The following is a 14,090-nucleotide window of genomic DNA, read 5'->3' on the forward strand; positions in this document are numbered from 1 at the left end:
GTCCGAGGCGGTCAGCAGGCCGGGGAGCAGATCGTCCGGCGGAACTTCCGGAGTCGCTACCAGCGTGCCATCGGCCAGCGGCACGCGCAGCACCGGCGCCTGTGCCCGGCTGATGAACTCGCGTTGCCTGCACGACGACTGGTAGCCGTACTGGCAGTGCGGACAGATATTGTCCGAAGTCGCGAACGAGCCGACGACGAATGTCCGGGTCGGATCGAACGGACGGCGCTACCGACTTCCCCGACGATGCCGCAGTACTCGTGGCCCATGGGCAGTGGGCGGTCGGCCCGCTGCAGTCCGCGATACGGCCAGAGGTCCGACCCGCAGACGCAGGTCGCCGAGATGCGAATCACTGCGTCGGTGGGCTCGACGATTCTCGGCGTTTCGCGGCTTTCCAGGCGGATGTCGCGTGCCCCGTAAAGGACGGTGGCAAGCATGGCCGTTCTCCTTCTGCAATGTTTGGCAGCAGCTATCGATGATAGGCGAACTCGCCATGTGGCGGAGCGCGGCGGGCGCCTTTCCGCTCCGATTGGGCCGAGTGGTGGACTGGCACGCAAAAAAAACCGCGCCCGTGTGGGCGCGGCTTTCGGGCTTCACGCTGAGGCGCGGCGGCTCAGTGGAACTGCTCTTCCTCGGTCGAACCTGTGAGCGCGGTGACCGACGAGCTGCCGCCCTGGATGACGGTGGTGACGTCGTCGAAGTAGCCGGTGCCGACTTCCTGCTGATGCGAGACGAAGGTGTAGCCGCGGTCGCGGGCAGCGAATTCGGGCTCCTGCACCTTTTCGACGTAGGCGGTCATGCCGCGGGCGACGTAGTCCTGCGCCAGGTCGAACATGTGGTACCACATGTTGTGGATGCCGGCGAGGGTGATGAACTGGTACTTGTAGCCCATGGCGCCGAGTTCCCGCTGGAACTTGGCGATCGTCGCGTCGTCGAGGTTCTTCTTCCAGTTGAACGACGGCGAGCAGTTGTACGCGAGCAGCTTGCCGGGGTGCTTGGCGCGCACGGCTTCGGCGAACTTGCGGGCGAATTCGAGATCGGGCGTGCCGGTTTCGCACCAGACGAGGTCGGCGTATTCGGCGTAGGCGACGGCGCGCGAAATTGCCTGCTCGAGACCCTTGCGCGTCTTGTAGAAGCCTTCCGAGGTGCGCTCGCCGGTGACGAAGGGGGTGTCGTTGGAATCGCAGTCGGAGGTCAGCAGGTCGGCGGCTTCGGCGTCGGTACGCGCGATCACCAGCGTCGGCACGCCGCAGACGTCGGCCGCGAAGCGGGCGGCGATGAGCTTCTGCACCGCTTCCTGTGTCGGCACCAGGACCTTGCCGCCCATGTGGCCGCACTTCTTGACGGAAGCGAGCTGGTCTTCCCAGTGCACCCCGGCGGCGCCGGCGCGAATCATCGCTTTCATCAGTTCGAAGGCGTTCAGCACGCCGCCGAAACCGGCCTCGGCGTCGGCGACGATCGGCGCAAAGTAGTCGATGTAGCCCCTGTCACCGGGGTTGATGTCCTTCGAGAACTGGATTTCGTCGGCGCGGCGGAACGAGTTGTTGATGCGCTCGACGACCTTCGGCACCGAGTCGACCGGGTACAGCGACTGGTCGGGATACATCGCGGCGTACGAGTTGTTGTCGGCGGCGACCTGCCAGCCCGACAGATAGATCGCCTTGACGCCGGCCTTGACTTGCTGCATGGCCTGACCGCCGGTCAGCGCGCCCAGGCAGTTGACGTAGGGTTCATTGTTGACGAGATTCCAGAGCTTTTCGGCACCGCGGCGAGCGACGGTGTATTCGATCGGGAACGAACCGCGCAGGCGGACGACATCGGCGGCCGAATAGCCGCGCTTGATTCCCTTCCAGCGGGGGTTTTCTGCCCAGTCTTTTTCCAGTTCGGCGATCTGTTGCTCTCTAGTGCTCATGCTTCTTCCTCGCGAAAATTGTGAAGTGCGGTCAGGACCATGGCGACGCACCAAATTGGAACCGGTTGCCTTCCCGGGCACCAAATCTGGGCGACCAATGGCGTGCAGTATATAGGGCTTTCTGCCTGCCGACAACAGTCTTATATAAGACATAAGATGTATTTTTTGCTGCAGTGAAACAAGGATTTGTCGAGGTCTTCCCGGATTGCGAAAGGAAATTCTCTTTCGTGAAATGCCGATCAGCCCGTTCGGCACGGGTCGTGATCGCTCGCCGGTGCGAAGACGAGTTCCGGCAGGACGACTTCCCAGCGTTCGCAGCGAATCCCGGCGCGGTATTCGGGTTCGCTGTCCTCACGGCGGCGAACGAGGATCGCGCCGACGCGCGCGGCGATGCAGTGCATGCCGGCCGGTGGGGTGTACGCGGCGGCGAGTCTGCCGACCACGTTCTCCCCGTCGTCGCGCAGCAGCCAGTGGCGGTGTTCGTGCCGCAGATGCAGCGTCGCGCTCGGCGTCAGTGCGGCGATCGCCTGCTGGATCGGGTGGGTGGGCGGATGGCGGCCGGCAAAGCTGAGATCGACCTCGCCGGGATGGAGTTGCCGGTAGTACCAGGACAGTTCGGGGGCAGGGGGCGGCAGCGGTATGGCGCTACGGCGCAGCAGCGAGGGGCTGGCAGGCAATTGGTCGAGGAACTGCTGGCCGCGGGCGAAGCGCGCCAGCAGCAGCGTCTGCCGGGCACGCGTCAGCGCCACGTAGTACAGCCGGCGCTCGGCGTCGGGATCTTCGTTCGCGGTTTCGCTGCCTGCCCGCCAGGCACCGTCGAGCACCGCGACGTGATCGAATTCGAGCCCCTTGGCACGGTGCGCGGTGAGCAGCAGCAGGCCGCACTGCCGGCGCCGCGCTTCGCGTCCCCATTCCGCCAGCCATTCGATGAAGTGCCGGCGTGGCAACTCGGAGTTGCCGGTCTCGCGGCCATATTCGTCCACTGCTTCCGCGAGCATCTGGCGTTGTGGGCTGTCCGCTTGCCGGGCAAGCCAGGCGGCAATCGTTCGCGCGTCGAGGAGAGACTGGGCTTCCTCGTGCAGCCAGGCGAGCAACAGTTGCGTGTCGCGCTGGCGCCAGAATTGCGCGCTTTCCTCGTTGGCCATCTGCACCGGAATGCCGCGCACTTCGCAAAGGCTGCGCAGCGGCTGCAGCCATTTCCATTCGCGGGCGATCACCGCGCAGCGTGCCCAGTCCCATGCGGGCGCCAGGCCGGCCAGACGCTGCAGTTCGCCGAGCACGGCGATCGCCTGCGTGCGTGCGTCGCTGCCGGCGGGCAGGATCTGAACGCGGCCGCTGGCGACCGGATCGAGCTTCGCCCAGGCGCCGCCGGCCGGCTCCCGCCGGCGCGCACGGTCGATGCGAATGGGATGCGCCGCCTTCATCCGGTTGGCGGCTGGCGCGATCAGGCGATTGGCGACGTCGATCAGGTGCGCCGTGGCACGGTAGTTGTCGACGAGCGGGACGGTGCGCGCGGCATAGTCGCTCTCGAAGCGACGGATGAATTCGACCGAAGCGCCGTTGAAGGCGTAGATGTTCTGGTCGTCGTCGCCGACCGCGAAGAGATTGAGGCGACTCTCCTCGTCGCTGCGGCTGCGTCCGGCGAGCGCGCCGATCAGTTCGTATTGCTGCGGCCCGATGTCCTGGTACTCATCGACGAGAATCCAGCGAAAGCCGGCGAGCACGCGGTCACGCAGCCTTTCCGCATCGGCGTCCGCTTGCTCCGGCGACCGCGCGTCGCCCTTGAGCAGATCGATCGCCCGCTGGCGGATGGCGTGCAGTTCGGCTTCGAAGCCTTCGTCGGCCAGCCGTTCGCGCCCGACGAAGCTGGCGCCAACGAGCCGCATGGCCAGCGCATCGCAGGTGAGGACGCCAACTCCGCGTGCGTCGTCGCCGATCAGTTCGCCCAGGCGCTGGCGGATCTGCGCCGCGGCGTGGCGGTTGTAGGCCAGCGCCAGAATGCCGCGCGGATTTTCGCGGCGAACGCGCAGCAGATAGGCGATGCGATGCACGAGGACGCGTGTCTTGCCCGATCCCGGGCCGGCGAGAACCAGCACGTTGGCGTTTTCGCGGTCGTCGGCGACGATTCCCTGTTGCACGGGGTTGGCGAGGGCTTCCACGATCCGTCGCCAGGAGTCGGGCGTCGTCTGCCGTGCGAGTTCGCCCTCGCGTTCGGGTAGCCAGCGCTGCAGGAACTGGTCGCGCGGCAAGTGGAAATAGTCGAGCGTCAGGCGCAGCGCTTCGGCCATCGTCTGCAGACCGCGCAGCACGTACTCGGCCATCACGTGAATCTGCAGCACCTGCTCTTCGTAGTGCAGCTTGAGCGGCGCGAAGTCGGGTTGCCGGAACTGCCGCTTCCAGTCGGCGTCGAGCCGGATCGTCATCGCCGGACGGAATACCGCCAGGCCCTTGTTGAGGCGAATCGCTTCCTGTTCGTGCAGCCAGAGCAGCGCGCGGTCGAGCAGGCGGGAAGTCTCCCTGACCTCCGACTTGAGCAGCAGGTCGGCTTCGAGTGCCGCGAGCAGGCGGCCCAGCGTAGTTTCGGCGAGCTGGTCGGCGCCACGCGCGCCGCTCGGCAGACAGGCGAGCAGGTGAGCGAGCAGGTGGCCGCCGGCGGTACGCCGCAACTGCGCCGTTTTCACCAGGTTTGCCCAGTCGCGCTGCAGCGTGATCGCCACCGTTTCCGCGTCGACCCGGCGCAGCGCGATGCTGCCGATGCCGCCTTCGTCGTTGCGGCCATCGCCGGCGAGGCCGGCGAGCAGGCGGCGCAGGCGCTCCGGCAGCGCACTGGCGTGGCCGTCATCGTGCAGGCGCTGTGCCAGCAGGCGCAGGTGCAGCAGCGAGGACTCGCCGCGCTCGAGATCGGGCGCCTGCTCGCGCAACAGTTCGATCAGCGACACTTCGAGCCGCGCTGCCCGCTCCAGACGCTGCGTCGACGAATCCTCGACGCCGGCGCGCAGGTAGGCGGTCAGTGCGGTGTCGTTGCTGGCGATTCCGAGTCGTTCGAGATCGTACAGTGCCTTGCGCAGATTTTCCGGGCTCAGGCCGCTGACGACCATCAACTCGTCGGTCGACAGACCCTCGTCGGCGGCTGCACCGATCAGCGCCTCGACCAGTGCCAGCAACTGCCGCTGATAGTCGCCCTGCAGAGCGGCGCGCGCCAGCCGCTGCCGCGCCTGTTCGACCGAGCCGACGCGCAGCGACGAGGGGAAGACCTGCACCCGGTTCTCTTCACGGCGCAGCAGGTGGGCTTCCTCGAGCCAGCAGACGGCGGTGCGCACGCGCGTGTCGTCGGTGGCGCTGTCGCGCGCGAAGCCACCGTCCTCGTCCTCGGCGAGGATTTCGCCGGCGGTGGCGATCACTTCGCCGTCGCCGCGCTTCTTGCGGTCGAGCTGGCGCAGCGAGCGCAGGATCGCCTGGATTTCCTTGCGCGTGAGTCGCGAGCGCGCCGACATGCCGAACTGCCGCTCGACATCCTCGGGCGCGTAGAGCAATACACAACGCGCCGCCTGCTGATCACGGCCGGCGCGTCCGGCTTCCTGCAGATAGTTTTCGAGCGAGCCGGGAATGTCGGCGTGGATCACCAGGCGAACGTCGGGCTTGTCGATTCCCATGCCGAAGGCGTTGGTCGCGGCAATCACGCGCAGTTCGCCGGCGATGAACGCTTGCTGCACGTTCTTTCTGCTTTCCGGCGGCAGCCCGGCATGGAAGTGGGCCGCCGCCAGACCTTTCTGCGCCAGAAAGGCGGACACTTCCTCAGTGTTCCCGCGCGTCGAGCAATAGACGATGGCGCCGCCCGGCGCGTCTGCGCGCAGTTCGGCAGTCAGCAGTTCGTGGATGTGCGCCAGCTTCTCGGCGGGAGTGGTCGGCAGCACGGAGAAATCGAGGTTGCTGCGGCTGGCGCCACCATCGAAACAGCAAAGGTCGACGCCGACCTTTTCGGCGAAGTGCGCGACGATGTCGGCGACGACATCCGGTTTGGCAGTCGCGGTCAGGCACATTACCGGCGGCAGCGGGCCGTCGCCGGCCTTTTCGCGGATGAAGCGCCCGACGTAGCGATAATCAGGACGAAAATCGTGTCCCCACTTCGACAGGCAATGCGCTTCGTCGAGCACCCAGGCGCCGATCTCGCGTTGCGCGAGCACCTTGCGCAGCGTCGGGTTGCGCAGTTGCTCGGGCGAGACGATCACGATGCCGGCGTCGCCGAGGCGCACACGGTCGAGCGCGTCGGCACGCTCGGGCAGAGAGAGCAGGCCGTTGATCGCCACGCAGCATTCGATGCCGCGCGCCCGCAATCCGGCAACCTGGTCGGCCATCAGTGCCACCAGCGGCGAAATGACCATGGTCAGCGCACCGGTCTTGGCAAAGCGCGACAGTGCCGGGATCTGATAGCAAAGCGACTTGCCGGTGCCGGTCGGCAGGATGGCGAGCAGGTGTTGCCCGGCGAGCGCCGCTTCGACGATCTTCCGTTGCAGCGGCTGACCGTCGGCGTCGGCCGGCTCCGGGCGGAATGCGGCAAAACCGAAGTGGCGGGCGAGTTCCCTGTCTGCATCATGGTACTCGCTGCACCACGGGCAATCGGTTCTTCGGCAGGAAAGGTCACGCAGCCGCCGGAGCAGCAGGGCGGTGTCGGGGAATTGATGGCGAACCCACGGCGGCAGCACCGAATTGCCGCCGGCGACCGACAGCCAGGCGAGTGCGTAGGCGAGCGACCAGTTACCGTGTGCAGCATCGTCGACCATCTGCCGGGCGTGCTCGGGGCAGCCCTTGTCCGCCAGCAGGCGCGCAATCGCCGCCCGTGCTTCGCCGTCGCTCGGGCGCAGCTGGCGGCGCAGGGTGGCAAACAGGCTGTTGATCCCCGAGAGCCGCTGATCGAGCGTCGTCAGCCAGTGCCAGGCGAGCATCAGTTCCGGCGCCTCGCGCTGGCGTTGGTGCAAGGCGCGGTACTGGTCGTGGAAAAGATCGAGAGTCAGTTGCGCGTCGAGCAAGGGATCGTTGAGCTGCCCACGCTTGAGTCCGCCGTCCTGATAGTGTTTGACCAGGCGGTGATAGGGGTGGCGCGGAAAGGCCAGCGGATTGAGCCACAGGGTATCGATCACCGGCAGCGCGAGCAGCCGCAGGCGAGGCTCGGCGGCGGTGAGATGCGGGCGGTCGAAATGGAGGAAGTTGTGGCCGAGGAGAAAGGCGCAGCCGTCAGCCAGCGCGTCCAGGCGGGTGAGCGCGGCCGCCAGGTCGCCGCCGGCGAAGCGCAGGTTCTCGCCGTCGTTTCCACGCACTGCCGCAAGCTGCCGGATGCGCCCGCTGCGCACGCCGACCTCGAGGTCGATCGACAGGCAGTTGGGTTGGCGGGGCAGGGGGTCTGGAGGGGAGGGCGTTGCCAGGATCGCTACTTGTACTTGCTGTCCATTTCGCGTGCCGCCCGGATCATGTCTGCATCGAGCACGGCGGTATCGGTTCCGTAACAGCTCATCAGTTCGATTTCCTCGAAAGCCGGGGATTCCACACCAGAATCCGGCTGGCCGGCGTTCATCGCCTCGTAGTGTTGTCCCCGCCAGCGTGCGATCATCATTTCCTGTTCGCTCAGGCCGGTGTTCATGCCGGGAGGGACCTCGACGCCGAGCTCGATCAGCGTCTTGACGACTTCGGATCGCTTGCCGCGAATGGCCATCGACAGGGGTGAAGTCGGCTGCGAATTATCGGGATAGTTGGCTCTTGCGCCGCGGCGGACCAGTTCCCGGACGATATCCGCGTAGCCCATGAAACACGCCACACCGAGCGGCAGGCCGGGGTCGCCGCGACCGTCGCGCAATTCGACGGGGGCGCCCGCATCAAGGACCGCCTGCACCTCCTGGAGGCGGCCCGAACGAATGGCTTTGAGCAGGTCGATGGCAGCATTCACAGGTACTCTCCGATTGATGCAAATTCAGCGCAGCGTACGAAGTATCTCCGCTATCGGGACCTGGGTCAATTCTTGCTCTTCTTTCGCCACCGCCAGGATGGGCCGTTGCCGCCGGCACGACCCCTGGTGCTTCATGTGAGGGGCTGCTCGCTGACGACGATTCCGTCCCCGTCGACATAAATCCACTCGCCGGGTCGGAAGGTGACCCCGCCGAAAATGACGGCGAGATCGCGGTCGCCGGCTCCCTTCTTGACGCTTTTCAGCGGGTGCGTGTCCAGCGCGCGCAGGCCGAGGTCGATTCCGCCGATGTCGCCCGAATCACGAATGCAGCCGTAGACGACGATTCCTTCCCAGCCGTTGGCGTTCGCCAGGATGGCCAACTGATCGCCGACCAGTGCGCAGCGCAGGGAGCCGCCACCGTCGATCACCAACACCTTGCCGTGGCCGTCGGCAGCAAGTGCCTCGCGTACCAGGCTGTTGTCCTCGAACAGCTTGAGCGTGACGATCTGGCCGCTGAAGACAGGGCGGCCACCGTAGGGCCGGAACATCGGGGAGACGACCCGGACGCTGCCGTTCCGGATCCCGGCTTCGTTGTTGTCGAGGAGGTCTGGGGTCTTGAAAGTCATGCTGCTCGTCTCGCTGGTCCTGGATTCGGGAATTGGTCATGCCCTGCGACAACGCCCGCTCTCAGGCGATGACCTCGGGTTCTTCCTCGAAGATCAGTTTAACTTTCGCGTCGTCGTCGAGATCGACGGTAACGTGGCCACCGGCAGCGAGTCGCCCGAAGAGGAGTTCATCGGCCAGCGAGGCACGAATCGTGTCCTGTATCAGCCGCGCCATCGGACGCGCGCCCATCAGCGGATCGAATCCCTTGGCCGCCAGGTGTTCCTTGAGCTTCGCGGTAAACACGGCTTCGACCTTCTTGTCGTGCAGTTGCGTCTCGAGCTGCATCAGGAACTTGTCGACCACGCGCAGGATGACATCGTGGTCGAGTGACCTGAACGAGATGCAGGCATCGATCCGGTTGCGGAATTCGGGTGTGAAGATCCGCTTGATCTCGGCCATTTCGTCGCCCGCCTGGCGGCTTGGCGTGAATCCCATCAGGGACTTCTGGATGGCCTCCTGGCCGGCATTGGTGGTCATGATGATCACCACGTTGCGGAAATCCGCCTTGCGTCCGTTGTTGTCGGTCAGCGTGCCATGGTCCATCACCTGCAGCAGGATGTTGTAGATGTCGGGATGCGCCTTTTCGATCTCGTCGAGCAATAGAACACTGTAGGGCTTCTTGGTGATTGCTTCGGTCAACAGCCCGCCCTGGTCGAAACCGACGTAACCCGGCGGCGCGCCAATCAGGCGTGAGACAGCGTGCCTTTCCATGTACTCCGACATGTCGAAACGTACCAGATCGTTGCCCAGGCAGTACGCGAGTTGTTTGGCGACTTCGGTTTTGCCGACACCGGTGGGACCCGAGAAAAGGAAGCTGCCGATCGGCTTGCCTGGGTTGCCGAGGCCGGAGCGGGCCATCTTGATCGCCTTGGCAAGCGCGTCGATCGCGGCGTCCTGGCCGAAGACGACAGCCTTGAGGTCGCGGTCGAGGTTCCTCAGGTTGTTCCGGTCGTCGGACGAGACGTGCGTCGAAGGAATCCGCGCGATCTTGGCAACGATCTCCTCGATGTCGATCTTGCCGATCATTTTTTTCTGCCGGGATTTGGGCAGGATGCGCTGTGCGGCGCCGGCTTCGTCGATCACGTCGATTGCCTTGTCGGGCAGATGGCGGTCGGGGATGAAACGCACCGAGAGTTCGACCGCCGAGGTCAGCGCGGCAGCCGAGTACTTGATGCCGTGGTGCGATTCGAAGCGGGACTTGAGTCCTTTGAGAATCTCGACCGCTTCGGCGCTCGACGGTTCGTTCACGTCGATCTTCTGGAACCGCCGCGATAGTGCGTGGTCCTTCTCGAAAATGCCGCGGTATTCGTTGTAGGTGGTCGCGCCGATGCACTTCAGCTGCCCGGTCGAAAGCGCCGGCTTGAGCAGGTTCGATGCGTCGAGGGTGCCGCCTGAGGCAGACCCGGCACCGATCAGGGTGTGAATCTCGTCGATGAAGAGAATCGCCTGCGGGTTTTCGCTGAGCTGCTTGAGCACCCCCTTGAGACGCTGTTCAAAGTCGCCGCGATATTTCGTGCCGGCCAGCAGCGAGCCCATGTCGAGACAGTAGACGTTCGCCTTGGCGAGGATCTCGGGAATGTCGGATTCGACGATCCTGCGCGCGAGCCCTTCGGCGATGGCGGTCTTGCCGACGCCCGCCTCGCCGACCAGCAGGGGATTGTTCTTGCGCCGACGGCAGAGCGTCTGGATCACCCGTTCGAGTTCCTGATCACGGCCGATCAGAGGATCGATCTTGCCCTGCAGGGCCAAGGCATTGAGATTGATGGTATAGCTCTCCAGTGGTCCGGATGCGCTCTGCGGTTCGCTTTCCGCCTCGGATTCGGGCTCGTTGCGCGGCGCGCTCTGCGGCACCTTGCTGATTCCATGCGAGATGAAATTGACCACGTCGAGACGGCTGACTCCCTGTTTCTGCAGGTAATACACTGCGTGCGAATCCTTCTCGCCGAAGATGGCGACGAGAACGTTGGCACCGTTGACTTCCTTGCGACCGGACGACTGGACGTGCAGGATTGCCCGCTGGATCACCCGCTGAAAACCGAGCGTCGGCTGCGTGTCGATTTCATCGTCGCCGGCGACGGTGGGTGTGTGCTCGCCGATGAATCGAGTCAGATCCCTGCGCAGTTGCTCGATTCCGGCGCCACAGGCGCGCAGCGCGTCGGCTGCCGAGGGGTTGTCGAGCAGCGCCAGCAGCAGGTGTTCTACGGTAATGAACTCGTGACGCTTTTGCCGCGCCTCGACAAACGCCATGTGCAAGCTGACTTCCAGTTCCTGCGCAATCATCAGTTTTCCTCCATTACGCACGCCAGGGGATGCTGGTTGCTGCGTGCGAAGGTTGTGACTTGTTGAACCTTCGTGGCTGCCACGTCACGCGAATAGACGCCGCAGACGCCACGGCCCTCGGTGTGGACCTTGAGCATGATGCGCGTCGCGTGCTCCCTATCGAGGCCGAAAAATCTTTGCAGAACGACGATGACGAAATCCATCGGGGTGAAATCGTCGTTCAACAACAGGACCTTGTAAAGTGGCGGCGGCGCAACTTGCGAGCGTTTTGCTTCGAGCAGCGAGCCGTCTTGATGCTTCGTGGCCATGAGTGAATTCTAACCAGTCCTAGCGGATCCGCAATACCGGTGTCGGCCAATTTGCCGGTCCGGAAAACCACGTGGCGACCGTTTTGGATTGAAATCGCACCGAAAACGCTTGACGCCGCCGCCAGAGTTAGCGTAAAAAGGCCGCATGCTCTCATTCCAAGCGGCTGGTGGGTGGTTGTCCCTGTCTGAGATCCCCTATCTGTTGGTGTTGAATTAGCGGCATGCAAGTCGGGTGATGCCCGGGTTTAGTCTTTTTTCAAGGAAGTGGCAATATGGCAACAGGTACCGTGAAGTGGTTCAACGACGCTAAAGGTTTTGGCTTCATTACTCCGGATGATGGCAGCGAGGATCTTTTCGCCCATTTCTCCGCGATCAGCATGGGCGGTTTCAAGACTCTGAAAGAGGGCGAGAAGGTTTCCTTCGATGTGACGCAAGGTCCAAAGGGCAAGCAAGCGTCGAATATCTCGCGCGTCTGATTTATTTGGGTTTCTAAAACGGACCCGCCTCCGGCGGGTTTTTTTTTGCCCTGCGTCCTTGCTCGCTACGCGCGGCCGCCGAAACCGAATGCGTGGTCCCCTGTTTGGCTGGACCTCTGTTCGCTCAGCCCGCCGTCCAGTGCCCTGACCTGCCTCCGGTTTTCTCGAGCAGGCGAACGCCCTCGATCCGCATCCCGCGATCGACTGCCTTGCACATGTCGTAAATCGTCAGCAATCCGACGCTGGCGGCACAGAGTGCTTCCATTTCGACACCGGTGCGACCGCAGCATTCGGCCAGCGCAGTGCAGTGGACTGCGCTGGCGGCTGCATCGACCTCGAATTCGATGGCGACCTTGGTCAGGGCAATCGGGTGGCACAAGGGGATCAACTCGGCAGTGCGTTTGGCGCCCTGGATCGCGGCGACCCGCGCCACCCCGAGCACATCCCCCTTGCTGGCAGATCCGCCAACGATCAGCGCCAGGGTCTCGGCTCGCATCCGGATGCTGCCGACGGCTTTCGCTTGCCTCCGGGTCTCGCTCTTTTCGCCGACGTCGACCATCTGCGCCTGACCCTGCGTATTGAAGTGGGTCAGGGAGTCAGCGGTCATCGCGTGCACCAGGTTGCGAATGAACGCGGACGAGTCGGCAAGTTTCGGTAACGCTTCGTAACATTTCGCTGCCTCCGCATTGGTTATCATAGCATCAACCGTGTTCACTCTTGTCCGGGAGCCAGATTGATCAGAGCCGCTTGTGTCGCCACCTGGATTGCCATGGTGGCTTTTCTGGGTACCTCGTTTTCCGTTCGCGGCGATGATTTGCCAGATCTCGGCGAGGCTGCCCGAGCCGAGTTGTCGCCACAGATGGAGCGCAAGATCGGCGAGCGCATCATGAACGAGATCCGCCTGCGCGAGCCGAGTTACATCGACGATGCGGAACTCAACGATTATCTGAACGCACTGGGTCGTCGCCTGGTCGCGGCCAGCGCGAGTCCGGCGCGTGACTGTCAGTTTTTCTTCGTTCGCGACAGCACCGTCAATGCCTTTGCCATGTTCGGTGGGTTCATCGGGGTGAATACCGGTACGGTGCTAACCTCGCAATCTGAGTCGGAACTGGCCGGGGTGCTGGCACACGAAATTTCTCACGTCATGCAGAACCACCTGGCACGGCAGATGGCGAAGGAAAAGCAGAATTCGATCGCGAGCATGATCGCGATGGCCGTCGGCATTCTCGCTGCCCGCGCCAACTCGCAAGTGGCGAATGCGGCGATCGCCTCGGCCCAAGCCGGCTCGATCCAGGCGCAGCTCGCCTACAGCCGTGACTTCGAACGCGAGGCGGATCGGATGGGCTATCAGACGATGACGCAGGCGGGTTACGACGCCCACGGCATGGGCGATTTCTTCGGTCGCCTGCAACAGTCCGGCAGGGTGTATGAGAACAACGCGCCGGTGTATATGCGGACACACCCGCTGACCGTCGAGCGTATCTCCGACATGCAAAACCGGGCCCAGAACGCTCCCTATCGCCAGGTTCCCGACAGTCTCGAATTCCAGCTCGTGCGGGCCAAGCTGCGGGCGCAGATGGTCACCCCGCGTGAAGCGGTCAAAGAGTTCGCCGCGCAGCTTCGCGAGAAGAAGTATGCTTCGGAGGCGGCGGCTCGCTACGGTCTCGCCTACTCGCTGTTGCGCGCCAAGGACCTTGCAACGGCGCAACGTGAAGTCACGGCACTGATCGCGCTCAAGCTGTCGTCGCCGATGATTGCCGGGCTGGTTGCCGAGATCAGGCTGGCCGCCAATGAGCCGGCTGCAGCCCAGGCGATCTATCGTGATGCTCTGCAACGGTATCCGCAGTCCAAGTCGCTGGTTTATGGCTATGCCGAGTCGCTGCTGGCGGGCGCGCAGTACGAGCAGTGCCAGGCGTTCCTGGAGTCCGAGTTGCAGCTCTACAGTTCGGATTACAAGTTGTACGGGTTACAGGCCAAGGCCTATGCTGCTGCCGGAAAACGCTTGCAGCAGCATCGGGCGCAGGCCGAGTTCTATTACCTGCAGGGGCAGCTCGGACCCGCCGTCGAACAGTTGCAGTTCGCGCAGAAGGCCGCTGACGGCACTTTCTTTGAACAGTCTGCGGTCGACGCACGCCTGCGCGAATTGCGCAAGGAACAGGCGGAAGAGGCGAAACAGAAGCGCGAGGGCGGGTAGAATGCCGGCTTCGTTTTCTTGCGGACCACTCCATGCATTTCGACCGAGAACTCGACGTCAAGGGCCTGCACTGCCCGCTACCGATCCTGCGTACCAAGAAGGCCCTGTCCGAAATGGCTTCCGGCGAGGTGCTGCACGTGCTGGCGACCGATCCAGGCTCGCTCAAGGATTTCGCGGCCTTCGCCCGACAGACCGGTAACGATCTGCTCTCAAGCAGCGAGGTGGACCGGGTGTTCGAGTACTACCTCAAACGGAAGTAGCGACGCGCCGGTGGCCATGCGGTCTTGACGAACGCGCGTGCTGCGCGGCAGGCGGC

10 protein-coding genes and 1 pseudogene are annotated in these 14,090 nt (G+C 64.0%); 3 read left to right on the forward strand and 8 right to left on the reverse strand.

The window, feature by feature from the left end; all coding sequences use genetic code 11:
• The 7 genes and pseudogenes from NFV80_RS15200 to clpS all read right to left on the reverse strand — a co-directional run.
• A pseudogene (locus NFV80_RS15200) lies at window positions 1-437 on the reverse strand (alcohol dehydrogenase catalytic domain-containing protein); the annotation flags it as partial.
• Window positions 438-613: 176 nt separating this feature from the next.
• Window positions 614-1,912, reverse strand: a complete 1,299-nt coding sequence (aceA, locus tag NFV80_RS15205; protein WP_296759214.1) for an isocitrate lyase — start codon at window positions 1,910-1,912, stop codon at window positions 614-616.
• 239 nt (window positions 1,913-2,151) lie between these two features.
• Window positions 2,152-7,260 (reverse strand): RecQ family ATP-dependent DNA helicase, encoded by a 5,109-nt coding sequence (locus NFV80_RS15210; RefSeq protein ID WP_295329981.1) that lies wholly within the window; start codon window positions 7,258-7,260, stop codon window positions 2,152-2,154.
• Window positions 7,261-7,337: 77 nt separating this feature from the next.
• On the reverse strand, window positions 7,338-7,850 hold the full coding sequence (locus tag NFV80_RS15215) for an ankyrin repeat domain-containing protein (RefSeq protein WP_295329983.1): 513 nt from the start codon (window positions 7,848-7,850) through the stop codon (window positions 7,338-7,340).
• 131 nt (window positions 7,851-7,981) lie between these two features.
• Window positions 7,982-8,476 (reverse strand): ribonuclease E activity regulator RraA, encoded by a 495-nt coding sequence (gene rraA / locus NFV80_RS15220; protein WP_295329985.1) that lies wholly within the window; start codon window positions 8,474-8,476, stop codon window positions 7,982-7,984.
• Between the two features lie 61 nt (window positions 8,477-8,537).
• The gene (gene clpA, locus NFV80_RS15225; RefSeq protein ID WP_295329987.1) at window positions 8,538-10,796 is read right to left on the reverse strand and encodes an ATP-dependent Clp protease ATP-binding subunit ClpA; all 2,259 of its coding nucleotides are present in this window, start codon (window positions 10,794-10,796) and stop codon (window positions 8,538-8,540) included.
• Complete coding sequence (gene clpS, locus NFV80_RS15230) at window positions 10,796-11,104, reverse strand: ATP-dependent Clp protease adapter ClpS (RefSeq protein ID WP_295329989.1); 309 nt, start codon at window positions 11,102-11,104, stop codon at window positions 10,796-10,798. The genes clpA and clpS overlap by 1 nt, the downstream gene beginning before the upstream one ends.
• A gap of 272 nt (window positions 11,105-11,376) precedes the next feature.
• Here clpS and NFV80_RS15235 point away from each other — a divergent pair, with 272 nt between their 5' ends.
• Window positions 11,377-11,580, forward strand: coding sequence for a cold-shock protein (locus tag NFV80_RS15235; protein ID WP_295329991.1), 204 nt, complete (start codon window positions 11,377-11,379; stop codon window positions 11,578-11,580).
• 124 nt (window positions 11,581-11,704) lie between these two features.
• On the opposite strand, the gene moaC is transcribed toward NFV80_RS15235, so the two are convergent.
• Window positions 11,705-12,187: a cyclic pyranopterin monophosphate synthase MoaC gene (gene moaC / locus NFV80_RS15240; RefSeq protein ID WP_295329993.1), complete on the reverse strand. Its 483-nt coding sequence runs from the start codon at window positions 12,185-12,187 to the stop codon at window positions 11,705-11,707.
• Window positions 12,188-12,313: 126 nt separating this feature from the next.
• Here moaC and NFV80_RS15245 point away from each other — a divergent pair, with 126 nt between their 5' ends.
• Both NFV80_RS15245 and NFV80_RS15250 read left to right on the forward strand, forming a co-directional pair.
• Entirely contained in the window at window positions 12,314-13,774 is a 1,461-nt protein-coding gene (locus NFV80_RS15245; RefSeq protein ID WP_296759221.1) for a M48 family metalloprotease, read from the forward strand.
• Window positions 13,775-13,806: 32 nt separating this feature from the next.
• Window positions 13,807-14,034, forward strand: coding sequence for a sulfurtransferase TusA family protein (locus NFV80_RS15250; protein WP_295329997.1), 228 nt, complete (start codon window positions 13,807-13,809; stop codon window positions 14,032-14,034).
• The last annotated feature ends 56 nt before the right edge of the window (window positions 14,035-14,090 follow it).

The sequence above is a fragment of the Accumulibacter sp. genome (genome assembly GCF_023806565.1).
Lineage (GTDB): Bacteria > Pseudomonadota > Gammaproteobacteria > Burkholderiales > Rhodocyclaceae > Accumulibacter.

Excerpts from the sequence above, each read along its gene's own strand:
- aceA (WP_296759214.1), bottom strand. The coding sequence starts at position 1,912 with ATGAGCACTAGAGAGCAACAGATCGCCGAACTGGAAAAAGACTGGGCA.
- rraA (WP_295329985.1), bottom strand. The coding sequence starts at position 8,476 with ATGACTTTCAAGACCCCAGACCTCCTCGACAACAACGAAGCCGGGATC.
- clpA (WP_295329987.1), bottom strand. The coding sequence starts at position 10,796 with ATGATTGCGCAGGAACTGGAAGTCAGCTTGCACATGGCGTTTGTCGAG.
- clpS (WP_295329989.1), bottom strand. The coding sequence starts at position 11,104 with ATGGCCACGAAGCATCAAGACGGCTCGCTGCTCGAAGCAAAACGCTCG.
- NFV80_RS15235 (WP_295329991.1), top strand. The coding sequence starts at position 11,377 with ATGGCAACAGGTACCGTGAAGTGGTTCAACGACGCTAAAGGTTTTGGC.
- moaC (WP_295329993.1), bottom strand. The coding sequence starts at position 12,187 with ATGACCGCTGACTCCCTGACCCACTTCAATACGCAGGGTCAGGCGCAG.
- NFV80_RS15250 (WP_295329997.1), top strand. The coding sequence starts at position 13,807 with ATGCATTTCGACCGAGAACTCGACGTCAAGGGCCTGCACTGCCCGCTA.